The sequence below is a fragment of the Duganella sp. HH101 genome, assembly GCF_001758795.1.
Lineage (GTDB): Bacteria > Pseudomonadota > Gammaproteobacteria > Burkholderiales > Burkholderiaceae_D > Rugamonas > Rugamonas rivuli.
Window position 1 is genome coordinate 90,964 of sequence record NZ_LRON01000007.1, and the last position, 24,435, is coordinate 115,398.

The window sequence follows — 24,435 nt, forward strand, 5'->3', positions numbered from 1 at the left end:
TTAGATCTCTAAAGGTGTTCGGTGTCGCGATCTTCGTCCAGCTCACCCGGCTCGAATGAGGACTCTTCGTCTTCGTCGTGATCGCCGACTTCCTCGAACTCGGCGGACCAGCCCTCATAGCCGACCAGCGCAAGGTATTCCTGGTTAGTCGGTGCGGTCAGCACCGGTGCAGTGCCGCTATCCGGCAGGGTGCGTTTGGCGATTACCTGATTGTTCTTCTTGTCGTAGAACGTCACCAGGGCATCTTTCAAACCCTCTCCTTCGGCGCTGAAACCCATGATCGTAATTTCGTGCGGACCCGGTACATCGGCCGGCATTTTCTGGAAGGTGCTGAGCAGCGTTGGCTGGTTCGGCAGCACTGCCGCCTTCGAGGCGCCGGCTTCAAATACATGTTGACCACCCTTGACGGTAAAGTTGCCGGGGCAGGCAAACGTAATGTCGCCACCTTCCAGCGTGATCGACGACTGGCCAGCTTGCAGCACGATCTTCTGATTGGCCTTGATCTCGATGCTGTCGTTGACCGAGATGACGGTGATCGATTTATCAGCCAGGATCTCCAACTGGTCGGTGTGCGACTCCAGCGATACTGGCCCATTGCCGGCGATGGCCTGGATGCCGCCCGCGTGCGAGAAATAGCTCGCCGCGTTGGCCGCCACCGACGATACCGTGTACCCGGCCGTCATGTGCACGTCGCCCTGCGTTACCCAGTGCAGCTGCTGGCCCGCGAACAGCACGGTCGATGCCGGCGTGGCCCAGTTGATGCTCGATGGAGCGTCCATCAGCACCAGCGGCGCGCCGAATTTTTCCACCGGCTTGGCCGCATCGAGATCGCGCGCGCCTTCCTTGGCCTTGGCGGCCTGCTGGCCGTTGACCGCGCCCGCATGCTTGCCTTTATCCTTGGGATCGAGCTGCGCGATGAAATCCTTGTGCGCCTCTGCGGCGGGCTTGCTGGACAAGGCCAGCTGCTGCGTGGCCGCGTCGCTGAGCCGCTCCGCCAATTCCTTCGACGACTTCAATGAACCCAGCGCCTCGTCCGCATCCATCTGCGTCGAGGTCACGCCGCTGCCTTGCGCGGCGCGCGCGCTGGTGGTCAGCAGCACGCCTTCGGCGCCGCGCACGGTGGCCCACGCATCGGTGCGCAGTTCGAAGCCGCTGCCGCGATAGCTGCCGCGCTGCGCCGCACCGGGCGATTGCTGGACCAGGTAGCCCAGGTTCAGCTGCGTGGCGGCGCTGCTGGTGGCAAGCCGCGTGCGCACCTGGCCGGGCGTGTCGTCCAGCTGCCACTGGTTGTAGCCGCCACCGTCGAAATTGTGGCTATGGATGCCCGACAGCGTACCCGCATGATTCGCGCCCGAGTCCACGCCCGCCGAAAACGGCGGCATGTCGGCGCCGGTGTACAGCTGCGCGACGACCATAGGCCGGTCCATGTCGCCATCGATAAAATCAACCAGCACCTCGGTGCCGATACGCGGCGTGAACTGCGAGCCCCAGTTCGGGCCGGCCAGCGCTTCGGCCACCCGTACCCAGGTGCCGGAGCTTTCGTCGCCGGGCGCGTTGCCCTTGCTGTCGGTATTGTGGCCCATGCCGCCGGCATTGGCGCCTTGCCCGCGCTGCCAGCTGAACTGGATCTTGATCTGGTGATCGCGGTCGGTGGTGGCGACCGCGCCGGCGAGGCCGACCACCACCGCCGTCTGCGGCCCCAGCGCGGTGCTGGCATGCGGCGCGGCGGTGGCGCGCGGCACCACGGCCACGCTGTCGCGCACGCAGCCGAAGCTGTTGCGGTAGGTGCCGTTTTCGATGTCGCCGCCGACCAGCGACGTCAATGTCTTGATCTGCGCCTGGAAGTTGTTGCGCGCCTCGTGGCGCACCCATAGCACCACGAAGCGGTTGTCGCCGTCGGCGTAGCGTTCATGCTGCGTCAGCTGGAAGCCGTGGCCCGCAGCCAGGCGGCGCACGGCGCCTTTGCCTTCGAAGACCTTGTTGTCCAGCTCCAGCGCCTGCAACATCAACTGGCTGTGCGGATCGGCCGCGATGCCGTTGTCGGCGCCGCTGGCGATGCGTTCGCCGCTGCCGTCGTACACGGCCAGCACCGGCAGCTCGCCCGCATCCAGGCTCGATGCCTGTTCGGCGGACGGCGCCAGCAACTGCGCCGGGTCCCAGCTACTGATGCTGATGGCGTTGGCCTGCACCTGGCGCCGCGCCGAGAAGTGGTCGATGGCGTCGTCGGTGTCGGTGGCGCGCACGCCGTGGAAGCGGATCTCGGCGTTGCCCGGCGTATCAGGTGCGCGCGCCTTGCTGTCGAAGATGACCAGCTTGTGTTTGGCCTGTCCGTCCTGGCTTTCGTCGTCCGCCTGGTCGTGCTCGAAGCGCCAGCTCAGGCCTTCGGAGGCCAGCAGGCGCGTGAAGAATTCCAGGTCGCTTTCGCGGTACTGCGTGTAGATGGCGCGTGGTTCCAGCGTTTGCGTGACGTCGAATTCGAAGCGCAGTTGCGGATAGTCGGCCAGCAGTTCGGTGATGATGTCCTGCGCATTCTTGTCCTGGAAAATATAGCTGTCGCGGCGCAGCCGCAGCAGCGCCAGCGCAGGTTCCAGGTGCAGGCGGTAGCGCGCCACGCCGCCATCGGCGCCCAGCCATGCGGCTTCGGTGCAGATGCCGTGCCAGGCGCGCTTGCCGCCGTCCGGTTGCAGCAACGTGACCGTCAGTTCTTCACCGATGAAGATGGTCAGATCCAGATCGGTCGATACGCTCAGCGCGTCGACATCGAACGCATACAGTTCGTTGACGTCTTCGCGGCCGCTGAAGTGTTCGGCCATCAGCGATTCGGGCAGGCCCGAATCCTGCGCGCTGGCCAGCGTGAGCAGGCGGGCGTGCTGGCTCAGGCCCGTGCCGAACAGGCCTAGCGCCGAGGGAAGTTGTGACTGCAGGTCCATTAGGGCAGTGTGATGGTCAGGTTGGCGGCGCGCGGAGCCAGTTTGACCACGTCGTTATACGCGTTCATGCGGCTCTCGGCATTGTGGTTCAGCGAAGTGCGCAGGCCGATGTAACCCAGCACGCAAATCAGGCCGAACACGGAGCACAGCACCCACACCGGCAGGTCGCTGCGCAGCTTGTGCTTGATCTGGTCCGGCCGCTCGGCGTGCGGCGCGAAGCCGCCGCGCTTGCCCTTCATGTGGGCGATCTCGTCGCCCAGGCGCGAGGTCAGGTAGTTCAGTTTTTCCGAGCCTTCGAGGATGTACTTGCCCTGGAAGCCCAGCAACAGACACATATGGAACACCTCCAGCGCCTGCAGGTGGGCGCTGCCGCGCGCGCGCAGGTTCTCCAGGCGGTTGTAGAAGTTCTCGCCGGCCAGCTGGTCGCCGAACAGCACCAGTTGCAGCGGCCGGCGCTCCCACGCGTCGCGGATGCTGAAGCTGGAGCGCAGGATGATCTCGTCCACGGCCGCGCAGAACGCATATTTGGCGTTGTCGACATCGTCCGGCGAGGCGTTCTGCTTCTTGGCGCCGCGGCCGAAATCGTCGAGGAAGGCCGCCATCTTGCGGGCGAACTCGCCGTCGTCCTGCGGGCCGTTGCCGTTCCTGAGCATGAACAGGGCGTAGAAGCCGTCGTACATCAGGTCGAGCAGCGTTTGCGGTGCGCTGGCGGCGCTGGGCGGGGCGCCTGCGCCCATCAGGGAAGGTGCGGTAACGGTATTCATGGTTGGTCCTCAGTTCAGGAAGTAACGGCCACCAGGTCCAGCTTCAGGTCGTGGATGCCGCCGGGGACGTAGATGGAAATCGATTGGGCTTGCAGCATGCGCTCGTACATCTGGCCCTTGGCTTCGAGCGCGAAGTAGCAGGCGTCCGGACGCACCGGCACGGCGGCCGGCACCTGCGGCGAATGCGACAGGCGCACGCCGGGCATGGCCGACAGCACGAATTTTTCGACGTCGTCGGGCGCGCCGATCTTGAAGCGCAGCGGCACGATGTCCACCAGTTCGCTGGCCGGCAGGTCGGCCGAGACGGCGATGTAGAAGGTGGTCTTGTCGTCGATCTTCTGCGAGTCCAGCATGCCGTGGTGGTACGAGGGCTTGACTTCCTTGAGCGCGATGGCGAAGTACTTGGATGAGATCACCGTGTCGAGCAGCTCGCGGATGATCTGGTGCAGCGTGGCGAAGGCCGGGCCGGGATCGTTGTGCTGGTAGGGCGGCAGGTCGGCCAGGGTCCAGCTTTTCGAGAAGGTCATCAACGCGCCGGCCAGCGACAGCAGCTGTTCGTACAGCCGTTCCGGGTGCAGCGCCGGATGGTGGAAGTAGTGCGACAGCGAGGCGAAGGCCGAGCTGGCGGTGTGCAGCAGCCAGAAGGACGACATGTCGCCGGAGCGGAATTCGATCACATGTTTGCTTGGCTCGCGGTGGTGGCCGTACAGCGCGCTGACCTTGGCCTGCAGCGCGTCGATCAGGCGGCGCAGTTGCAGGAACAGCAGCGGCGAGCTGCGGACCGACAGGCTGGGAGCGACGAAGGACGCATCCAGTTCGAAGCCGCCGGTGGCCGCGCGGCGCAGGCGCAGCAGCGGGAAGTGCGTGTACGAATCGCGCGGTTCGAATTCCGATACGAGGCGCACGGTTTTTTTCAGGTAGCTCAGCTGCGCCGACGCCGCCTGCGTGTACAGGTCCGGCGTCTCGCGGTTCGATTGCAGGAAGCGCACCGCATTGCCGTTGGCGCCGTTGGCGGCGTCGCCGAAATTGCCGCCGAATGGCTTGAACGCGGGCAGGGCGGCGTAGAAGGTCACGCTTTGCTGCGATTGCAGCATCTGGCTCAGGTCCACGGTATCCGGCAGCTCGTCGTCGCCGGGCGCGCTATACAGCTCGCCGTCCTGGAAGCGCAGCGACAGCTCCAGGATGCGCAGCGTGTTGTTGGCCAGCGCATCGCGGTCGATCTGGATCTGGTTCACGCCCCAGGCGTAGGGGTGCAGCGCCTGCATGCTGTGATGCAGGCGCTGCTCATGGTACTGGTCCTGTTGCTGGAAGTGCTGCGGGCGCAGGAACAAGCCTTCGCCCCATAAAATTTTGCTGCTCATGCGTGCGTCCTTGTGAGTGTGGCGCATTGATGCCATTTGTTAAGTAGCAGAACAATAACATTCCTTGCGCAATTGCCGCGCCCGCTTGGTTTCTATCGTGCGCATGCTTAAAAAATAAGCAACAAGACCTTTAAAGTACCAAAAAGTTCCCCTCAAACACAAAAAATTCAATTGAACGCGGTCAATAATAGATTTCTGATAACGTGGCGCCTGTTGGAAACAATTAGTGATTAAGCATTCTTTTTTGATATTTAGTTTGAGGACAGCATGAATACCGTTATCTCCCTCGGCCGCATCGGCCGCTTCATTGGCGCCGCTGTCTGCGCCGCATCGCTCAGCGCTTGCGTGACCGCGCCCATCTCCCAGAAAACTGCCATGCCGAGCATGGAAGATATGTTGGCCAAGGCCAGCCAGGTCAGCAGCTCCGGCCAGAAGGAACAAGCCATCACGCTGTGGAAAGAGGCCGCAGTCGCCTACCCGGCGGACAAGGCGCCGTGGACCAATATCGCGCAGACCCGCTACGAAGCCGGCCAGTACGGCGACGCCATCGTCAGCGCACAGGAAGTGCTGGTACGCGATCCCAACGACCGCCTGGCCAACAGCATCATCGCCATCAGCGGCCTGCGCCTGTCGACGCGCGCGCTGTCGGACCTGAGCCGCCAGAACAATCTGTCCGGATCGCTGCGCACCGAGTCGCAGGATCTGGCCAAGCTGCTGCGCGAGAGCCTGGGCGAGACCGTGCTGGTGCCGCCGCAACCTGCGCAAGCCGTCACGCCGGCGCGCAGCAACGCCACGGCCGCCAAGACCAAAAAAGGCAAGGCCAAGGCCGACGACGATTCGAGCGCCAATCCATTCAACGCGCTGAAGTAAGCAATCCGTATTTAACCCAACGATAGGGGAATCCCATGTCAAAAAATACCAGTGTCCAGAAAAAACTGCAGAAAATTCGCCCACCGCGGGTCCAGATGACCTATGACGTTGAAATCGGCGACGCCATCGAAAACAAGGAACTGCCTTTCGTGATGGGCGTGGTCGGCGATTTCGGTGGCAATTCGGAAGTCGAGCAGAAGCGCCTGAAGGATCGCAGCTTCGTCGGCATCGACCGCGATAACTTCGACGAAGTGTTGAAGGGCGTCGAGCCGCGCGCGGCCTACCGCGTCGCCAACGAATTGAGCGACGAAGGCGGCCAGTTCGCGGTCGACCTGAAATTCAAATCGATGGACGACTTCCGTCCCGAAGCCGTGGTGCAGCAGGTGGAACCGCTGCGCAAGCTGCTCGAAGCGCGCACCAAGCTGGCCGACCTGCGTAACAAGCTGGCCGGCAACGACAAGCTGGAAGACATCCTCAACGACGTCTTGAACAGCACCGAGAAATTGGCCGAACTGGGCCAGCAAACCACGAAAGCCTGATCATGTCCGCTCAACTGACTCCAGGCGGCGCTCCCGCCGCCGCCACCGAATTGGCCTTGCTTGACCAGATCGTCGAGCAGAGCAAGGTCGCCAAATCCAGCGCTGAACATGCGCGCGCCAAGGATTTGATTTCCGAACTGGTGAACCAGGTCATGGACGGCACCGTGGTCGTCTCCGACAACCTGGCCGCCACCATCGACGCCCGCGTCGCTGAGCTGGACCGCATGATCTCGGCGCAGCTGTCGGCCGTGATGCACGCGCCGGAATTCCAGAAGCTGGAAAGCAGCTGGACCGGCTTGAACTACCTGGTGCGCAACAGCGCCACGGGCCAGAACCTGAAGATCAAGATGCTCAACGCGACCAAGAAGGAATTGGTCAAGGACTTCCAGTCCGCGCTGGAATTCGACCAGAGCACCATGTTCAAGAAGGTCTACGAAGAAGAATTCGGCACCTTCGGCGGTGCGCCGTTCGGCGCGCTGCTGGGCGATTACGAGATCACCCGCCAGCCGGAAGACATGTACTTCATCGAGCAGATGTCGCACGTGGCCGCCGCCGCGCACGCGCCGTTCATCTCGGCCGCGTCGCCGGAGTTGTTCGGCCTGGAGAGCTACAGCGACCTGGGTAAGCCGCGCGACCTGTCGAAGGTGTTCGACACCGTCGAATACGCGAAGTGGAAGTCGTTCCGCGAATCGGAAGACTCGCGCTACGTCGGCCTGACGCTGCCGCGCTTCCTGGGCCGCCTGCCGTTCAATCCGGCCGATGGCGCCACCACCGAAGGCTTCAACTTCGTCGAGGATGTCGACGGCACCGATCACCAGAAATACCTGTGGTGTAACGCCGCCTACGCCTTCGGCACCAAGCTGACCGCGGCCTTCGAGGATTACGGCTGGTGCGCGGCGATCCGCGGCGTGGAAGGCGGCGGCCTGGTGGAAGACCTGCCGACCCACACCTTCAAGACCGACGAAGGCGAAGTCGCGCTCAAGTGCCCGACCGAGATCGCCATCACCGACCGCCGCGAAAAGGAACTGAGCGACCTCGGTTTCATCTCGCTGGTCCACTGCAAGAATACCGACTACGCCGCCTTCTTCGGCGCGCAATCGGCGCAGAAGGCGCGCAAGTACGCCAACGATGCCGCCAACGCCAATGCCGTGCTGTCGGCGCAGCTGCAGTACATCTTTGCCGTCTCGCGCATCGCCCACTACATGAAGGCGATGATGCGCGACAAAATCGGCAGCTTCGCCGCCGCTTCGAACGTGGAAGACTTCCTGAACCGCTGGCTGACCCAGTACGTGCTGCTGGACGATAACGCCAGCCAGGAACAGAAAGCCCAGTTCCCGCTGCGCGAAGCGTCGGTTCAAGTATCCGAAGTGCCGGGCCGTCCGGGTGTGTACCGCGCCGTGTCGTTCCTGCGCCCGCACTTCCAGCTCGACGAGCTGTCCGTTTCACTCCGTTTGGTCGCGGAGCTCCCTGCATCGACCAAGAACTAAGCAGTACTTACTTTAACAACTGAAAGGAATCACAATGGCAATCGACGTCTATCTGCAAATCGACGGTATCAAAGGCGAATCCGCCGATGCTACCCACAAGGATTGGATCGAGGTATCGACCGTTCAATGGGAAGTGCTGCAGCCTAAGTCGGCTACCGCATCGACCGGCGGCGGCCACACCGCCGAGCGCACCGAGCACAAAGATATCGTTGTCTCGAAGCTGGCTGACCTGGCTACTCCTCTGCTGCTGCAAACCTGCTCGTCGGGCAAAACCATCCCTAAGGCCAAGCTGGAATTCCTGCGCGCCGACGGCAATGGCGAGCGTATCAAGTACTTCGAAATCGAACTGGAAAATGTTCTGATCTCCAGCGTTGCACCAACCGTCAAGCAGGGCAACATCCTGACTGAAGACGTGGCGATCAAGTATTCGAAAGTGAAGTGGAAGTACACCCAACAAAAAGTTGGCGGTGGTTCGGGCGGTAACACCTCGGGCGGCTGGGATCTGTCGGCTAACAAAACCGCGTAATCGACTGACTGTTTGATGGGATACCGATGAAGGGTTTTACGCCGGGACTATTCGACCGGCTGATGGATATGCCTGTCAATGGCGCCTCCAGCGGCACGGTATCGCGTTTGTCGATCGAGGACTTGAAGGACTCGGTCGCGCGCGATCTGGAAGCGCTGCTGAACACGCGCACTGTGATCCCGGAGGAACTGCTGAAGCGGTATCCCGAATGCGGACGCTCGATCGTGACATACGGCTTGAACGACTTTGCCGGCTTGTCGCTGTCGAGCACCGACGACCGTGCTTTTATCTGCCGATGCCTTGAAAAAGCCATCGCGCGCCATGAGCCGCGCCTGCGCAATGTGCAGGCTTCGCTGGAACTGCGCGCCGATGCGATCAACCGCCTCAACTTCGCCATCACGGCGCTGCTGGTGGTCAGTTCGGCACATGAGCCGGTCAATTTTGACGCTGTGTTGCAGCCGTCCAGCCTGCACTACACCATAAGCAAGGCACGCCGCGTGGCGCAATCGGGAGCCTGAGTTGGACCAATTATTACCGTATTACGAGAGGGAGCTGGGATTCCTGCGCCGCTATTCGCGCGAATTCTCCGAACGCTACCCCAAGATCGCCGGCCGGCTGCTAATCGGCGGCGAGGTGTGCGAAGATCCGCACATCGAACGCATGATCGAATCGTTCGCGCTGCTCAATTCGCGCATCGCCAAACGGCTCGACGACGACTATCCGGAATTTACCGAAGCACTGTTCGAGGTGCTGTATCCGCATTATCTGCGGCCGTTCCCATCGTGCTCGATCGCGCGCATGGACTTCAGCGGCGCCGCCGCGCAGCTGACCACCGCCAGCGAAATCCCGCGCGGCACGCAGCTGACCACGCGCCCGGTGCGCGGCGCCGTGTGCACTTTCCGCACCGCGTATCCGGTGACGATCGCGCCGCTGGCGCTGACGCATGCGGCTTTCGCCGCCATCATCGACGCGCCGGAAGCGACGCGCACGCCGCCGAATGCGACGTCCAGCATCAGCCTGACCATCTCCAGCACTTCGCCCCAGGTTGGTGTGCCGCAGCTTGGCCTGTCGAAGCTGCGCGTGTTCATCGACGGCGAACCGTCCTTCTGCGCCGCGCTGCGCGACGCGCTGTTCATGCGCGGCGTATGCGCCTATGTGGAAGCGGACGGCAATGGCCGCTGGATACCGCTGCATAAAATCCCCGTCACTCCGGCCGGCTTCGAGGAAGAGGAATCGCTGATCGATTTCTCCGCCCGCTCGCACGCCGCCTACCGGCTGTTGACCGAGTATTTCTGTTTCCCCGAGAAGTTCAACTTCTTCGACATCGACCTGCATGCGCTGGCCGGCGTGCTGCCGTCAGGCTGCAAGTCGGTCACGCTGCACCTGGCCTTGTCCGGCATGCGCACCGATTCGAACACGGCCCGCATGCTCGGCACGCTGAACACCAACAACGTGCTGCTGGGCTGTACGCCGGTGGTCAACCTGTTCCGCCAGCGCGGCGAGCCGATACGCCTGACGCATACCACCGCCAGCTATCCGGTGCTGGCCGACGCGCGCCGCGCGTTCGCCTACGAGGTGCAATCCATCGACTCCGTGAAGCTGGTGCGGCAGACGCCGCAGGGCGAATCGGTGCTGGAGTTCCGCCCGTTCTACTCGCTGCGCCACGGCCAGACACCGGAAAAGAACGGCCATTACTGGGTCATGCGGCGCGACGACATCATCGCCGAGAAGAGCCCCGGCTATGAGACGCAGATTTCCATTGTCGATATCGATTTCGATCCGGCGGAGGTGGAAACCGACACCCTGAGCCTGGAACTGAGCTGCACCAACCGCGACCTGCCAGCCTCGCTGAGCTACGGCCAGCGTGGCGGCGATCTGTTCCTGGAAGGCGGCTCCAGCGTGCGCGCCATCAGCTTCCTGCGCAAGCCGACGTCCTCGCACCGCTTCGAACGCGGACGCGGCGCGCACTGGCGCCTGATCTCGCACCTGTCGCTGAACCACCTGTCGCTGAGCGACGGTGGCCTGGATGCGTTCCGCGAGATGCTGACGCTGTACGACCTGCCGCGCTCACCGTCGTCGCAGCGGCAGATCGGCGGAGTGCTGGCGGTGTCGCACAAGGCGGCCAACACCTGGCTGCCCGGGAATCCGTTCGCCTGCCTGGTGCGCGGCATCGAGGTCAGGCTGACCATCGACGAGGAAGCCTTCGTCGGCAGCGGCATCCACGCGTTCGCCCACATCATCGAGCGCTTCCTGGGCTTGTATGTGCACGCCAATAGTTTCACCCAACTGGTGATCGTATCGAATAAAACCGGAGAGGAGCTGTTGCGATGCACGCCACGAAGCGGCGATTTGAGCCTGCTGTAATCGAGCGGCTGTTTGCGCAGCCGTACCGGTTCGAATATTTCCAGGCCGTGCGCATGCTGGAGCTGTGGCTCAAGCGCCATGGTGCGCCGGGCGAGGGCGCGGTGGCGAACTACCTGCGCTTCCAGAATTCGACGTCGCTGAACTTCCCGGCCAGCCAGCTGGAAGCGATGCAGCCGGAGCCGCGCGATGTGCCGACCGACTCGCGCGCGTTGGCGGCGGCGCTGCAATCGACGCAGCTGAAGTACATCCGCATCACGCCGGCCTTCATGGGATTTTTGGGCAGTAACGGCACGCTGCCCGCGCACTACACGGAGCGCATCGCCGCGCACGCGCTGTACGAGAAGGACGAGGGGCCGCGCGCCTTTCTCGACACCTTCTCCAACCGTGCGCTGGCCCTGTTCTACGAAGCCTGGCGCAAGTACCGGCTGGAGCTGAAGTACCAGGTCGACGGCAAGGATACCTTCCTGCCGCTGCTGCTGTCGCTGGCCGGCATGGGCAACGAGTCGCTGCGGCGCCGGCTGTCCGACCACGGCGACGGCGTGCTTGACGAGTCGATCGGCTATTTCGCCACGGCCATGCGCCAGCGTCCGGCGTCGGCGGTGCAGATCGCGAAGGTGCTGTCGGAGTACTTCAACCAGCAGATCAAGGCCGAACAGTTCATCGGCTGCTGGTACGACGTGCCGCAAGAGCAGCAGACGGTGCTCGGCATGGGCAACGCCATGCTGGGCGCGGGCGCGATGGCCGGCTCGCGCGTGTGGCAGCGCGATTTGCGACTGCGGCTGGTGATAGGCCCGCTGGACCTGGAAGGCTACGAATCCTTCCTGCCCGGCGGTAAAGCGGCGAAGGCGTTGAAGAGCATGTTGACCATGTTCACAGGGCTGTCGCTGGAGTATGAAGTGCAGCTGGTGCTGCGCGCTGCCGACGTGCAGGGCGCGCGGCTTGAGGACAACCGCGTGGGCGGACGCCTGGGGTGGGACAGCTTCCTCGTCACCGACGCCCAGACGCAGGACCGCGCCGATGTGCGCTATGAGATTCATACGGTATAAAAACAGTATAAATAATAAGGAACCATCATGAGCATCAACCTGAAGACTTTGATCGGAAAACTGAACGACACCAGCCGCACGGCAGCCACCCGCGCCGCCAGCCTGTGCGTCTCGCTGGGCCAGTACGAGGTGGATATCGAACACCTGTTCCTGGCGCTGCTGGAGCAGCCCAAGAGCGATTTCGTCGTCATCGCGCGCCAGAGCGGCATCAGTGTCAGCATGCTGGAGGCGGACTTGCAGGCCGAGATCGCGCGTCTGAAGACAGGCAACTCGCGCACGCCGGTGTTTTCCGAGCGGCTGCCCAAGCTGTTCGAGCATGCGTGGCTGATCGCGTCGCTGGACCTGCAAGCGGGCCAGCAGGCGCAGATACGCAGCGGCCATCTGTTGCAGGCGCTGTTGACGGAGCCCGAGCTGGCGCAGCTGGCGTATCGTGGTTCCAAGCTGTTCGCCAAATTCGAAGTCGATCAGATCAAGCACAACCTGGACAAGCTGACCGCAGGCTCGGACGAGGCGGTCGCCGCCAACGCCGCCGCGACCGGCGAGCGCGAAGAGCTGGGCGGCGATCCGGTCGGCGACCTGTCGGCCAAGGCCGCATCGAAAACGCCGGCATTGGACCAGTTCACCACCAACCTGACGCAGCGCGCCCGCGACGGCAAGGTCGATCCGGTGATCGGCCGCGACATGGAAATCCGCCAGGCCATCGACATCCTGATGCGCCGCCGCCAGAACAATCCCATCCTGACCGGCGAGGCCGGCGTCGGCAAGACCGCCGTGGTGGAAGGCCTGGCGCTGCGCATCGCCTTGAACGACGTGCCGGATGTGCTGAAAGGCGTGGAGATTCATACGCTGGATATGGGCCTGCTGCAAGCCGGCGCCAGCGTCAAGGGCGAGTTCGAGAACCGCCTGAAGAACGTCATCGATGAAGTGAAGAAAAGCCCGCACGCTATCATCCTGTTCATCGACGAAGCGCACACCATGATCGGCGCGGGTGGCCAGGCTGGCCAGAACGACGCGGCCAATCTGCTCAAGCCTGCGCTGGCGCGCGGCGAACTGCGCACCATCGCCGCTACCACCTGGGGCGAGTACAAGAAGTACTTTGAAAAAGACGCCGCGCTGGCGCGCCGCTTCCAGGTCGTCAAGGTCGAAGAGCCGAGCGAGGAACTGGCCTGCGCCATGTTGCGCGGCATGGCGCCGCTGATGGAAAAACATTTCGGCGTACGCGTGTACGACGAGGCGATCACCGAGGCGGTGCGTTTGTCCCATCGCTACATCATGGGGCGCCAGCTGCCGGACAAGGCGATCAGCGTGCTCGATACCGCCTGCGCCAAGGTCGCGCTGGGCCAGAACGCCACGCCGGCCTTGATCGAGAACCTGGCGCGCAAGCTGGAACGCATCGCAGCCGAATCGACGTCGCTGCAACGCGAGCAGAGCACCGGCGGCGCCGCGCACGTTGCTCGACTGGCGGAACTGGAAGCCGGCCGCGTGGCCGCCGCCGCGCAGCATGCCGAGTTATCCGCACGCTGGGAGAAAGAGAAAGCGCTGACGGAGCAGATCAAGGCCGGCCGCGTGGTGCTGGAGGCGGGCGGCGAGGGCGGTGCAAGCCAGAGCAAGGATCTGCAGGCGCTGCAAGCGGAATTGAAGTCGCTGCAAGGCGAAACGCCGATGGTGCCGGTGCAGGTGGACGGCCACGTGGTGGCGGAGATCGTCGCCGGCTGGACCGGTATCCCGCTCGGGAAGATGGTCAAGGACGAGATCAAGACGGTGTTGAACCTGAAGCCGATGCTGGAACAGCGCGTGCTGGGCCAGCCGCATGCGATCGAAGCGGTGGCGCAGCGCGTGCGTACCTCGCGCGCCAACCTGGACGATCCGAACAAGCCGAAGGGCGTGTTCCTGTTCGTCGGACCATCCGGCATCGGCAAGACCGAGACCGCGCTGGCGCTGGCCGATGTGCTGTACGGCGGCGAGCGCAAACTCATCACCATCAACATGAGCGAGTACCAGGAGGCGCACAGCGTCTCGGGGTTGAAGGGTTCGCCACCGGGTTATGTGGGCTATGGCGAGGGCGGCGTGCTGACCGAGGCCGTGCGCCGCAATCCATACAGCGTGGTGCTGCTGGATGAAGTGGAAAAAGCACACCCGGATGTGATGGAGCTGTTCTTCCAGGTGTTCGACAAGGGCGTGATGGACGATGCGGAAGGCCGCGAGATCGACTTCAAGAACACCATCATCATCCTCACCTCGAACGTGGCTTCGGCCGCGATGATGCAGGCTTGCCTGAACAAGACCGGCGATGAATTGCCCGATCCGACCGCGCTGGAAGAGTTGATCCGCCCGCATCTGATGAAGCAGTTCAAGCCGGCCTTCCTGGGCCGCCTGAAGGTGATTCCATACTATCCGATTCCCGACGACGTGCTGGTGGAGATCATCAAGCTCAAACTGGGCAAGATCCAGCAGCGCATCAGCGTCAATCACAAAGCGGAGTTCAGCTACGACGAGGCGCTGGTGGAAGCAGTGCTGGCGCGCTGCACGGAAGTCGATTCCGGCGCGCGCAATGTCGACAATATCCTCAATGGCACGCTGCTGCCGGAAGTGGCCGAATCCGTGCTGACCAAGATGGCCGAAGGCGCCGTGATCAGCAAGATCAAGGTCAGCGCCAACAAGCAGGGCCAGTTCAAGTACACCGTTAAATAAGGAGATACACGATGATGAAACGCCCAGCCACTATTGCGCTGCTGATGTCCGCGCTGATACTGACCGCATGCCACAAGAAGGAGCAGCCGGAGGTCGCACCGGCGGCCGCCACGCCGGCGCCGGCGGCCGCGCCAGTTGCTGCCGCGCCGGCAGCGGAGCAGACTGCGGACCAGCAGGAAATGGCCAAGAAACAGGCGCTGCTCGACTACGGCACGATGGAAGACAAGTATCTGAACGACCCGAAGGGGCAATGGGCGGCGACTGCGAAAGCCAGTTCAACCTTCGGCGACGAGGATGGGAAGGAGCCATCGGAGGTCAACGTGGCGAAGAACGTCGTCGGTACCTCGGATGACCGCGATTGGACCAACAACAATCAGAACAAGGGTTTCGACTGGTTGGAAGTGGGCTATGCCAAACCGGTCAACGCGACCGAAGTGCGAGTGATCATCCCTGGCGGCGATGGCGTGGAAGCGGTGAACAAGGTGGAGTTGCAGGATACCGACGGCAAGTGGAACACCATCTGGACCGGCATCAGCGACGTCAAGCAGGACCGGCGCGGCAACCGCACCTGGTTCGTGCGCAGCTTCGAGAAGACTGCTTACAAAGTCAAAGGCGTCAAGATCACCATCGCTAACAACGTGCAGCATGGTTACAAGCGGATAGACGCGGTTCAACTGATCGGCGAATAAAAAAAAGGGGGGCTTCCCCCCTTTTTTAGTTTGGCGGCTGCACGCCCAGCATCTCTTCGATATGGGATAGCGAGCTTTCGTCCTTGATGACGGAACGCAGCCAGGTGTGCAGATCCTGTTCGCCGGCGTTGGCGGCTTTCTCCGCGAAGTAGGATACCGGGCTGTGTGGCTCGGTATCGCGGAAGAACTTCGCCACGGCGCGCAACTGTGCGATGGCCTGGGTGCGGTTGCGGATCGGGCCGGACACGCCTTCGCGCTGCTGCGGCGCCGCTACGCCCGTATCTGTGTGGGACGGCTGCTCGCCGGCATGGTCGTCCGCATGCGCCTCGGCGCCGTTGGATTTGGCCGCCGCCGGCATCACGTGCAGCATCGACTGCACGGCGTCGCGCGCGGCGGAGAAGCCGGGGCTGTCCTGGCCCAGCTTGGCATCCGCTACTTTCTCCAGTTGCAGCAGCGCGTCCATGCAGTATTGCGCGTCCGCCGAGAACTTGGCGACGAACTGCGCCGAGTTGGAACGCTTGGCCGCCTCCATGTCCGCCAGCTTCGGTGCGCCGGATTGGTCGTTGTCGCTGCCGCCGTTGGCCCGCTTGCGCGCCGTTTCGAAGTCGATGGTGGAATAGGCCGTGTTGCGGCCCTCCGTCAGCGGCAGCTCGCGGATCAGCGTCTTGGTGCGCGCCAATATCCAGCTTAGATTGCCGATGCGCTGGTCGTTGTCGCCGCCGTCCGCTTCCGGATACAAGCCCATGTCCCAGTATTGTTCAAACAGGCCTGCCAGCAGGCGATAACCTTCGCCCAGGCCGCGCAGGTGATGCTGCTTGGCGGCGGCTTCGGTCAGCCATACCGCCAATCGCAAGTCCTTGCTCTTTTCCGTCAACAGCGCTGCGCTGCGCTTGACGACGAAGTCCCAATCCGCTTCCTTCAACTCCGTCACCCATTCGCCTTGATCGAGCGAAGGGTCGTCGAACTTGCGCGCCTGCGCGATCGCGTCCAGGTCGGACGAGAAGGACAGGTCCTCGCCGGAAGGGCGGCTGTCGCTGATGGGGATGAGTAACTGCTCTGCTGAAAACATGATGTCCTCTTGTTGATTATTGGGCCATGCGGAATTCGATGCGGCGGTTGCGCGCGCGTCCGTCGGCACTGTCGTTGCTGGCGATAGGCCGGTCCGGGCCCTGGCCGCTGGCGGTCAGCAGGTCGCCGTTCAGGCCGTGGCTGGAGAAGTAGGCCTTGACGGTCTCCGCGCGCGCCTGGCTCAGGCCAAGGTTGGTGGCGCGCAGGCCGGCGCTGTCGGTGTGGCCGATGATCTCGACCTTGCGGCCTTTGAGCTTGAGCAGCGCGGCCAGCATCTCGTCGAGGATGGCTTTGCCTGCCGGCGTCAGCGTGGCCTTGCCGCTTTCGAATTCGACGGTGCGGTTGGCCAGCGTGGTGTCCAGGATGCTCTGGTCTGCCGCCGATACGCGCAGGCCGTTGTTGACGGTGTAGGTCGGATTGAGGCTGGTGGCGACGGTGCTGGCGATGCGCTGGCGCAGCGCCTCGTTGGCGACTTCGCCGCGCAGGCTGACGTTGCTGCCGTCGATTTTCAGCTGTCCGCGGCTGATCTGCTTCAAATCGGAGGTAATCAGCTTTTGTACGTAGCCGTTCCAGTTCGCCGGCATGGCGACCGGGCCGATGGCGATCTGGTCGACCACCTTGTCGGCGCCGTAGACTTCGCGCAGCTTGGCCAGCACGGCGGCCTTGCTGCCTTCGTCCGGCACGGTGCCGCTGGCGAGTACCTGGCCCGGTTCCGGCGCGGCGGGGGCCAGGCCGGGGTTCTGGGCGTTGGCGCCGGTGGCGATCGCGCACAGGCCGGCCAGCAGGGCTTGGGCTATCAATTGGTTAGAGCGCATGGTCAGGTTCCGATAAACGCCGCGCCGACAGAATCCAGCGCGGACTTGAGTGACAGGTTGGCTTGCGCCAGATAGGTGGACAGCTTCTTGATTCCGTAGTCGGAATCGATCTGTTCTTCCACCCAGTCCAGCTGTTCGAAGTCGATGTGATGGTCCAGCGCCGTTTGCGGATCCATGATCGCGCGCAGCGTCTGCGCCGAGGCGCCGCTGAAACCGAGCACCAGCGCCGGCCGCTGTTCGATGCGGGTGACGAACAGCGCCAGTTCGAAATCGGCGCGCGCCAGGAATGGCGTAATCAGGTGCATCCAGAAGGCGGCCACCAGGTTGCGGTACATGGGATCGGTCGGCAGCGGCAGCAGCAGGCTTTTCTCCAGGCGGCTGGAGCTGCTGGCCATAACGGGTTGCAGCAGCATGCCCAGCGCCAGCAGGATTTGCCGCGCCGAGCCTTTGAATCCGGTCTGCGCGAGCATCGCGTCGAGCGCGCCGATGGTCTGCAGTTCGAGGAAGTCCTCGAAGGCGGCGTCATAGGCGGCCGAACGCAGATCGAGTTCGACCAGGTGGCTGGCGGCGCTTTGCAGCGGCAGCGCGGGGTCGCCGGCTTCGCGCACGCTGGTGGTCAGCGCTTCCAGCCGATTCCACAGGCGCGTGAGCACCAGCGGGGAGTTCGGCACGAAGGCGGCCGGCTCATTGACCTCCATCGCGCCCATCATCAGGAAGGGATAGCGGCGGCTGGACTGGTCGCTGCTGGCGACGATGTGGCCGGCGATGGCGTGCCGGCGGCGAGGCCCGACGAAGGCGAAGTGCAGCGGCGCGACGGCGTCGTAGTTCAGCTTCCAGCGGGCGTCGGTGCTCATCAGTTCCATCGCCTGCGACAGCCAGTCATCCAGCACCTTGATCAGTGCCGGACTGTCGCTGCCCTTGACGAAGTCGCCACGGGTAGGAATCTTGCCGAAGTAGCCGACGCTGATCGGGGTTGCGCCGCGGCTCATTGCATGGCTCCCGAGGTGACGGTGGCTGCTGCGGTACGCGCCGGCGCGACAGGCGGCTTGGGCGCGGGTGTGGCCGCAGGCGCTGCCGCCGGAGCCGCCGGAGCGCTTGGCGCCGGCGGTGCAGCCGGCGTGGCCGCAGGCGCCGGTGCGGCAGGTGCGGCGGCGATGATCGATTCCGGCAGGCGCAGGCGCTTGAAGCCTTGTGCGGCTTGCACCGGTTGCGGCGCGGGGGCCTGCGTGGTGGCGACGATCTTCAGGTTGGCGGTGACGATCACGCCGGCGTTGTCCCAGCTCAGTTCAAACGCGCCGTTGTCCTTGCGCTTGCGTTTGGCGGCGTCGATCATTTTCTTCAGGCCGAAGTGGCCCGGTTCATTGAGCAGCACAACGTTACGGCCTTCCGGCGTGATGGCGGTGATCTTCGATCCAGGCACGCCCTGCGGGTTCGGCCAGGCCATGTGTACCCATGGCTGCGGCTGGCCGCGCCAGCGCAGCGACTGGCCGTCGATCTCGATGGTGAACTCGGTCGCGCCGGTGGCGCTCAGCGCCTGCAGGTCGAACATGGTCTGCGCTTCGCCGCCGTTGGACGCCGCCGTGTTGGCGACACCGGCCGCCGACAATGGAGCGATCCAGTTAGGGAAGGCCGCCACCACAGGCGGCGCCAGGTTGACGCCCATGTTGGCCCAGGTCTTGGCGCTCAAGGAATCGCCGCGACGCACCACCAACGGACCGATGGTGGTGTTGAAGAACTTGGCGATGGCGCCGTCCGGGCCGAAGATCTCGCCGATTTCCGCGTTGGTGGCTTCAGCACGGGACTCGGTGGCGAACGGGTATTTCAGCGCCAGGTTCTTGTTGAACGGTTGCAGTACCTGCGCGGACCAGACCTTGTTGATTTCGGTCTCGGTCGGCTTGACGATGACGGCGAAGGTCTGCATCAACGGACGAACGAGGATAGGTCGGATCGCCGCTTTCTGCGCGTCGGTCATCCCGGTCAGCATTTGCTCGTCGACGTATTTCAGCGCGTCGGCCAGTTCGGAACCGGTGCCGTCCAGCGTTTGCTGCATCAGTTGCTTGGCGCCCGGGCCTGGATCGCCCTGGTTCTTGATCTGGTTGAAGCGCGTGCGCAGCTTGGACATCTGGTCGATATAGCCGCGCATCAGCGAGGCATCCTTGTCCTTGGCGACAACCAGGCGGGCCACGCCGGAGAACTCGCGGCCCACGGGGCCCAGCGGCAGGGCGGCGTTCTGCACGTTGCTGCCGTTGGCGGAACCGAGGTTGACGTTGATCTGCGAAGGTTTCTGGCGCAGGATGGTTTCGCGGAACCAGCCGCTGACGCCGCGCTGCGCGCGTTGCAGGCCGGCGTCCAGCAGCGACGGGTTGTCCCACGAGGTTTGCTCGTAGACGGTTGTCACCAGCTTGTTGATCGGCGAGGTTTGCGGATCGCCCAGACGATTCATCGCGGCGGCGGCGGTGTCGAAGCCTTCCAGTTCGCGGATGGTCACGCCTTGTACGAACTTCTCCCATTCCTTGGCGTAGTCGTTCTTGTACAGCTCCACCAGCGATTTCTGGATTTGCTCAGGGCTGCCTTCCAGCGTCAGGTCATCCTTGGACGAGGTTTTCAGCACCCAGTCCGCGCTCTGCATTTCGCGGTTGGCCGCTTCGCGGAAGGCGTCCTGCACAAAGCCTTCCCACGCCTGGCGCGTGAAGCTGCCCGGAATGGCGTAGCTGCCCAGTACCAGTTCCTTGTCCTGGTCGCCGACGATGCGGGCCACGGTCATCGATGGGAAGCGGGTCGCGGCGCGGGCCTTGACGTCGGCGTAGACGCGTTCGCGGGCCGGCATGCCGCGCACCACGCGGCGCAGGTTGTCGCGGGTCTGGTCGACCAGCGCCAGTTTGCCGTCGAGCTGCGGCCACGAGGTGTCGTTGACCTGCGCCAGGTAGAAGGAGATCATGCGTTCGGCGCTGCGTATCATCTGCTCGCGCGGCATGGCGCCACGGTTCCCGTCCAGCCAAACGCGCCAGAAGCGGGTCAGCTGGTCGTTCAGGTGGCCGGCTTCGGCGCGCGATTTATCGCTCAGCATCAGGTAGGTTTTCAGCGCGTTGTAGGCGTCCTCCGCGTTGGCGGGCGAGGCGTCCTTGAACTGCGTGGCGCCGTTGTTGACCGGGGCTGCCGCGGTGGCGTCGGCGACGGCGGCCGGCGCGGCGTCGGCAGCCGCCGTCACCGGCTTGGCCATAGGCTGCAACTGCGACGCGCCGCTGTTGACTTCCGCCAGGAAGGACTCCAGCGACTGGCCGACAGGTTTCAGCATCACCTCGCGCACGCCGGCGAAGTATTCCTCGCGCAGCTTGCGGTCCAGCAGGTCGCCCTGGTACAGGCCCAGGCCCAGCGACAGCGGACGGTGTTCGCGGTAGTTGTCCAGTTGTTCGATGCGGTCCTGCAGGATTTCCAGCGCCTGGAAGCGCGATTGCAGGTCCATGCGGTTCTGCTGGACCTTGATGGCCTGGTCCAGGTCCGCCTGGACGTTGGCGACCAGCTGGCGGTTGTTCATATAGGACCAGCTCCAGCCGGCCAGCGCCAGGCCGACGAAGGCGGTGGCGGCGAAGAAGGCGGCGTAGCGCACGCGCGTCTTGGCCGGGCTGGCGTATTGGGCGACGAGATCCTTGTCCGCGAAGATCACTTTGCGGAACAGGTTAAGCAGGAAGTAGCCTTGTTGTTGATGGGTTTCTTCGTGTTCCTGCGGTTGCAGCTTCAGGTCGAAACGCTGGGCCACGCGGTGCGACGAGGCGGAAACGGATTCGCCTTCCTGCAGCGCGCTGGTGAAGTAGAAGCCACGGAAGACGGGCTTGAACTGGAAGGGGTTTTCTTCGAACAGCGTGGCGATGAAGGCGCGCAGCGACGGCTTGACCGAGCTGAATTCCAGCGGGAAGGTGAACACGCCGGGCGGCATGGTCTCGCGCCATTGCAGCGCCATATTGGCCTGGCTGAGGTCTTTGAGGCCGTCGTACAGCTCATCGAAGCGGGCGTCGAACTGGTCGAGTATCTGCTCGCTGGTGGTGGACTGGCTGTAGGGCAGGGTGGCGCCCCAGATCTTATCGCGCTCGCCGCGCTCGGCGTCCTGGAAGAATTCGTTGAAGCCGGTGATCAGGTCGGCCTTGGTGAAGACCACGTACACCGGCGCGTGCACTTCCAGGCGTTCGGTCAGTTCCTGCACGCGCTGGCGCAGGTTCTTGGCCAGGTTGATGGCGAATTCGGGACGGTTGCGCGTCAGTTCGGCGACGCTGACGGCGATGATGACGCCGTTGATCGGCGCCTTCTTGCGGTATTTTTTCAGCAGGTCGAGGAAGCCGAACCATTCGCCGCGGTCTTCGTCGACGACGGAATAGCGGCCCGCCGTATCGAGCAGGATGCCGTCGGTGGTGAAGAACCAGTCGCAGTTGCGGGTGCCGCCCACGCCTTGCACGATCTTGGTGTCGGCGAACGGGAACTGCAGGCCGGAGCTGGCGATGGCCGTGCTCTTGCCCGCCGCCGGATTGCCGATCACCATATACCACGGCAGCTCGTACAGCGCGGCGTTGCCGGAGAACTGGCCGATCTTCGATCCCTTGATGGTGGCGATGGCGTCCAGCAGGCGCTTGCGGATCACGTCCGTCTCCTGGCGCTGGGCCGGGTCAGGCTTGGCGGGCGTCTTGTTGACCTGCTGTTCCAGCATGTCGCCCAGTTGGGCGGCGGCGCGCTGGCGGCGATGGCGGCGCCATAGCCAGACGACGGCGCCGAACAGCAGCGCGATCGCCAGCACCGTCCAGGCGACGCTGGCCGGCCATTCGAAGATGGCTGCGGCGATCAGCAACAAGGCGGCGAAGGCCACCCAGCCGATCACGATCAGGCTGTTGCGGGTCGTCAGGAATTGCCAGGTTTTTTGCATCATGATTGAGGGCTCTAGAAAAATTCGGGAAAATCAAACTACTACGGGTGCTGCGGGGCCGATCACGGCGACGTCGCGCCGGAACGGGTCCAGATTGCTGATGCACAGGATGGCGGCGTTGCGGCTCTCCGCTTCCTGCCGCGCCAATGCCAGCGCGGTCAAATACGTGACGGCGCCGCAGCTGCCGCATCCGGCGCCGACGCTGAAGACGTCGGCGCCGGGATCGAGCTGCGGCGTCGTTTCCGACATTACGCCCATCAGCTCCATGACGCGGCTGGTGCGGTGGTCGGTGTCGGCGGTGATCAGGGCGATGGCCGATGCTTCGCGGCCCGCGCTGTGCAGCGCCTTGGTGCTCAGTTCCAGCAGCAGTTCGGCGCTGGCGCGTTTGGATTCGTCGGCGGAGTGGGCCAGGCGGCCGCTGTTCACGGCCAGCAGCTGCGGCAGTTGCGCGCCGGGCGCCAGCATCGCGGCTTGGGCCGCATCCGCCAGCAGCAGGCCGGCCGCGCCTTCGCCCGGGATCTGGCCTTGCGGATGGCTGGCATTGAACAATGCGGCGGCGCTGCCCAGGCGCTCGACGCTGTCGGCGCCGATGTGCGAGCCGCAGGCCACCACCAGCGTCAGCGCAGGCGGTTCGTCGGACAGCAGACGCGCCAGGGCGGTGCTGACTTCGGTATCGGCCGCGCCGCGTTCCGGCGCGACGGCGATGCGTTCTTCGGGCCAGCCGGCTTGCGTCAGCATGTGGCGCAGCCACAGGGCGGCGGCCTGGCGCTGCTCCGGCTTCCATTCGGCCTGCCATACGGGCTGCAATTGCAGCACCGGCAGCGGCGACGGCTCGCGCCGCGCCAGGCGTTCGGCATGCGCTGCCAGTTGCGGATGGCCGCTCAGAGGCGAGGACAGTTCGCTCACCACTTCGCTGCCCGCGCTGAGCGCACGCCATTGTTCGTCGCTGAAGTGCGGCTCCAGATCGTGCGCGGCCAGCCATTCCGACACTTCCTCGCGCAGCGGATCGGGATCGATGTCGGCGATGCGCGCGCTCATGATCGGATAACCCTGGTCGTCGTTCAGTTCGGAGTCCAGCGCAGGGCGGGCCTGGGCGCCTGCCAGCGCCGCGCCAAGTTCGGCAGCGGACATGCCGTGCGGTGCGCGCACGGCGGCCGCCACCAGCGACAGCGCCGGTCCGCGCGCCGGCTCGGCGGGAACCTCGGCCTGGGCCGCGGCGCCGCCCGAGGCAGAGGCGGCGGGCGCGCTGATGCCGCGATAGATTTTGCGGCCCAGCCAGAATACGGCCAGCAACGCCAACGGCAGCACCAGCAGGCACAGCACCAGGTCGTCGGTGGCCGGCATGCGGTTGTTCGCGCGCCAGTACCAGACGGCGCCCAGCCAACTGCCGCCGAACGCCAGTATCGCCATCATCAGAGTTTTAACCCATGCCGCCATTTTGCCCGTACCTTATCGTTTCATCACACCGGCCACACGCAGTTCCGTGTGCCCGAAATCCATCATCTTCCAGCGCCCGCCCCAGGTGAGGCCCAGCGACTCGGCCACTTCGCCGTACAGCTGGTAGCCGCGCATGGCCCACGGATCTTTTTCCGAGATCACCAGCTTGCCGTCGCGCAGAAACGCGCAGTCGGCGGCCAGGCCGTATTGGTGCCAGCTCTGGAACGCCGCCGCGTTGGTGACGTTCGGTCCCATCGCGGCCAGCGCGTTCTGGCGTTCCGGGCTGCGGTAGCCTTCCAGGATCGCCATGTCGTAGCCGTGCTTCTCCTTCATGATCTTGAAGGCCATCAGCAGGCGCTGGGCGTAAGCCGCATCCATCAGCGCCCAGTCTCGGCTGGCCGACACCAGCATCGGTCGTTCCAGCGCCACTTCTGCCGAGGCGAATACCAGCGGCGGCAGCGTAGGCGGCGGCACCAGCTGCTCGCCCTGCAGCAGATCGGCGACCTGGGTGTTGACTTCCCGGGTCGAGGTTTCGAAGCCGCTCAGCGTGCTCCTGGTACTCATCATCAGCGCCAGCAGCGGCGGGATGCAGATCAGCGCCGCGCCGCCCAGGCACAACACATAGTGCTGACGCAGGAACGCGCCGATCTCGCCGGCCGACGCGCGGCCCGTGCGGCCCAATGCGCCGGCGTCCTGCTGCCCGCGCGCGGCCAGGCGGCCGACCCGTTGTTGCAGCCGCTGGCCGGCGCCGGCCAGCGCGTTCAGCACGAATTCGCGGCCGGCCGGGAACAAGACCATCCAGCTGATCAGGCAGGCAATGACGAAATATAGTGCGATTGCCAGTATCAGCACGACAGCATCTCCCCAGCGTAACGGTGCATCATTAGTGTCCTTAAAGCATTGCTTTGAGTATATCTTACAGTTATGACAATCCAGCGC

At 64.1% G+C, this 24,435-nt stretch carries 18 protein-coding genes; 9 read left to right on the forward strand and 9 right to left on the reverse strand.

Annotated elements, in window-relative coordinates:
- Window positions 1-8: 8 nt before the first annotated feature.
- Genes DUGA2_RS13420 through tssK form a run of 3 tightly spaced genes read right to left on the reverse strand, consistent with a single transcriptional unit; the run spans window position 9 to window position 5,055 of the window.
- Window positions 9-2,930: a type VI secretion system Vgr family protein gene (locus DUGA2_RS13420; protein ID WP_070269755.1), complete on the reverse strand. Its 2,922-nt coding sequence runs from the start codon at window positions 2,928-2,930 to the stop codon at window positions 9-11.
- Entirely contained in the window at window positions 2,930-3,694 is a 765-nt protein-coding gene (gene icmH, locus DUGA2_RS13425; protein ID WP_070269756.1) for a type IVB secretion system protein IcmH/DotU, read from the reverse strand. The genes DUGA2_RS13420 and icmH overlap by 1 nt, the downstream gene beginning before the upstream one ends.
- 14 nt (window positions 3,695-3,708) lie before the next feature.
- Window positions 3,709-5,055, reverse strand: a complete 1,347-nt coding sequence (tssK, locus tag DUGA2_RS13430; RefSeq protein WP_070269757.1) for a type VI secretion system baseplate subunit TssK — start codon at window positions 5,053-5,055, stop codon at window positions 3,709-3,711.
- 267 nt (window positions 5,056-5,322) lie between these two features.
- Between tssK and DUGA2_RS13435 the strand changes: the two genes are divergently transcribed.
- Genes DUGA2_RS13435 through DUGA2_RS13475 form a run of 9 tightly spaced genes read left to right on the forward strand, consistent with a single transcriptional unit; the run spans window position 5,323 to window position 15,267 of the window.
- Entirely contained in the window at window positions 5,323-5,925 is a 603-nt protein-coding gene (locus DUGA2_RS13435; RefSeq protein ID WP_070269758.1) for a M48 family metallopeptidase, read from the forward strand.
- Window positions 5,926-5,960: 35 nt separating this feature from the next.
- Complete coding sequence (gene tssB, locus DUGA2_RS13440) at window positions 5,961-6,464, forward strand: type VI secretion system contractile sheath small subunit (RefSeq protein WP_008449055.1); 504 nt, start codon at window positions 5,961-5,963, stop codon at window positions 6,462-6,464.
- Between the two features lie 2 nt (window positions 6,465-6,466).
- Window positions 6,467-7,951 (forward strand): type VI secretion system contractile sheath large subunit, encoded by a 1,485-nt coding sequence (gene tssC, locus DUGA2_RS13445; RefSeq protein ID WP_008449054.1) that lies wholly within the window; start codon window positions 6,467-6,469, stop codon window positions 7,949-7,951.
- Between the two features lie 34 nt (window positions 7,952-7,985).
- The gene (locus DUGA2_RS13450; protein ID WP_008449053.1) at window positions 7,986-8,477 is read left to right on the forward strand and encodes a type VI secretion system tube protein Hcp; all 492 of its coding nucleotides are present in this window, start codon (window positions 7,986-7,988) and stop codon (window positions 8,475-8,477) included.
- 26 nt (window positions 8,478-8,503) lie between these two features.
- Entirely contained in the window at window positions 8,504-8,995 is a 492-nt protein-coding gene (gene tssE / locus DUGA2_RS13455) for a type VI secretion system baseplate subunit TssE (protein WP_008449052.1), read from the forward strand.
- 1 nt (window position 8,996) lies between these two features.
- Window positions 8,997-10,841, forward strand: a complete 1,845-nt coding sequence (gene tssF / locus DUGA2_RS13460; protein ID WP_070269759.1) for a type VI secretion system baseplate subunit TssF — start codon at window positions 8,997-8,999, stop codon at window positions 10,839-10,841.
- On the forward strand, window positions 10,805-11,887 hold the full coding sequence (gene tssG / locus DUGA2_RS13465) for a type VI secretion system baseplate subunit TssG (protein WP_070269760.1): 1,083 nt from the start codon (window positions 10,805-10,807) through the stop codon (window positions 11,885-11,887). The genes tssF and tssG overlap by 37 nt, the downstream gene beginning before the upstream one ends.
- A 27-nt stretch (window positions 11,888-11,914) precedes the next feature.
- A complete protein-coding gene (tssH, locus tag DUGA2_RS13470) occupies window positions 11,915-14,578 on the forward strand; it encodes a type VI secretion system ATPase TssH (protein WP_070269761.1) in 2,664 nt (887 codons plus the stop codon).
- An 11-nt stretch (window positions 14,579-14,589) separates the two neighbouring features.
- Window positions 14,590-15,267, forward strand: a complete 678-nt coding sequence (locus tag DUGA2_RS13475) for a hypothetical protein (protein ID WP_229214683.1) — start codon at window positions 14,590-14,592, stop codon at window positions 15,265-15,267.
- Between the two features lie 25 nt (window positions 15,268-15,292).
- Here the strand turns inward: DUGA2_RS13475 and tssA are convergent, their stop codons facing one another.
- The 6 genes from tssA to DUGA2_RS13505 are packed head-to-tail and all read right to left on the reverse strand — an operon-like array spanning window position 15,293 to window position 24,348.
- Entirely contained in the window at window positions 15,293-16,336 is a 1,044-nt protein-coding gene (gene tssA, locus DUGA2_RS13480; protein ID WP_070269762.1) for a type VI secretion system protein TssA, read from the reverse strand.
- 16 nt (window positions 16,337-16,352) lie between these two features.
- On the reverse strand, window positions 16,353-17,150 hold the full coding sequence (locus DUGA2_RS13485) for an OmpA family protein (RefSeq protein WP_070269763.1): 798 nt from the start codon (window positions 17,148-17,150) through the stop codon (window positions 16,353-16,355).
- Window positions 17,151-17,152: 2 nt separating this feature from the next.
- Window positions 17,153-18,139: a type VI secretion system-associated protein TagF gene (gene tagF / locus DUGA2_RS13490; RefSeq protein ID WP_070269764.1), complete on the reverse strand. Its 987-nt coding sequence runs from the start codon at window positions 18,137-18,139 to the stop codon at window positions 17,153-17,155.
- Entirely contained in the window at window positions 18,136-22,059 is a 3,924-nt protein-coding gene (gene tssM / locus DUGA2_RS13495; RefSeq protein WP_168167790.1) for a type VI secretion system membrane subunit TssM, read from the reverse strand. Before tssM ends, tagF begins: the two co-directional genes overlap by 4 nt.
- 33 nt (window positions 22,060-22,092) lie before the next feature.
- Window positions 22,093-23,472, reverse strand: coding sequence for a hypothetical protein (locus DUGA2_RS13500; RefSeq protein ID WP_229214684.1), 1,380 nt, complete (start codon window positions 23,470-23,472; stop codon window positions 22,093-22,095).
- A gap of 36 nt (window positions 23,473-23,508) precedes the next feature.
- Window positions 23,509-24,348, reverse strand: a complete 840-nt coding sequence (locus tag DUGA2_RS13505; RefSeq protein ID WP_008449031.1) for a M15 family metallopeptidase — start codon at window positions 24,346-24,348, stop codon at window positions 23,509-23,511.
- Between the last annotated feature and the right edge of the window lie 87 nt (window positions 24,349-24,435).

Bases quoted from the DNA above. Each gene is read 5' to 3' on its own strand.
- DUGA2_RS13420 (WP_070269755.1), bottom strand. From the start codon at position 2,930: ATGGACCTGCAGTCACAACTTCCCTCGGCGCTAGGCCTGTTCGGCACG.
- icmH (WP_070269756.1), bottom strand. From the start codon at position 3,694: ATGAATACCGTTACCGCACCTTCCCTGATGGGCGCAGGCGCCCCGCCC.
- tssK (WP_070269757.1), bottom strand. From the start codon at position 5,055: ATGAGCAGCAAAATTTTATGGGGCGAAGGCTTGTTCCTGCGCCCGCAG.
- DUGA2_RS13435 (WP_070269758.1), top strand. From the start codon at position 5,323: ATGAATACCGTTATCTCCCTCGGCCGCATCGGCCGCTTCATTGGCGCC.
- tssB (WP_008449055.1), top strand. From the start codon at position 5,961: ATGTCAAAAAATACCAGTGTCCAGAAAAAACTGCAGAAAATTCGCCCA.
- tssC (WP_008449054.1), top strand. From the start codon at position 6,467: ATGTCCGCTCAACTGACTCCAGGCGGCGCTCCCGCCGCCGCCACCGAA.
- DUGA2_RS13450 (WP_008449053.1), top strand. From the start codon at position 7,986: ATGGCAATCGACGTCTATCTGCAAATCGACGGTATCAAAGGCGAATCC.
- tssE (WP_008449052.1), top strand. From the start codon at position 8,504: ATGAAGGGTTTTACGCCGGGACTATTCGACCGGCTGATGGATATGCCT.
- tssG (WP_070269760.1), top strand. From the start codon at position 10,805: ATGCACGCCACGAAGCGGCGATTTGAGCCTGCTGTAATCGAGCGGCTG.
- tssH (WP_070269761.1), top strand. From the start codon at position 11,915: ATGAGCATCAACCTGAAGACTTTGATCGGAAAACTGAACGACACCAGC.
- DUGA2_RS13475 (WP_229214683.1), top strand. From the start codon at position 14,590: ATGATGAAACGCCCAGCCACTATTGCGCTGCTGATGTCCGCGCTGATA.
- tssA (WP_070269762.1), bottom strand. From the start codon at position 16,336: ATGTTTTCAGCAGAGCAGTTACTCATCCCCATCAGCGACAGCCGCCCT.
- DUGA2_RS13485 (WP_070269763.1), bottom strand. From the start codon at position 17,150: ATGCGCTCTAACCAATTGATAGCCCAAGCCCTGCTGGCCGGCCTGTGC.
- tagF (WP_070269764.1), bottom strand. From the start codon at position 18,139: ATGAGCCGCGGCGCAACCCCGATCAGCGTCGGCTACTTCGGCAAGATT.
- tssM (WP_168167790.1), bottom strand. From the start codon at position 22,059: ATGCAAAAAACCTGGCAATTCCTGACGACCCGCAACAGCCTGATCGTG.
- DUGA2_RS13500 (WP_229214684.1), bottom strand. From the start codon at position 23,472: ATGATGGCGATACTGGCGTTCGGCGGCAGTTGGCTGGGCGCCGTCTGG.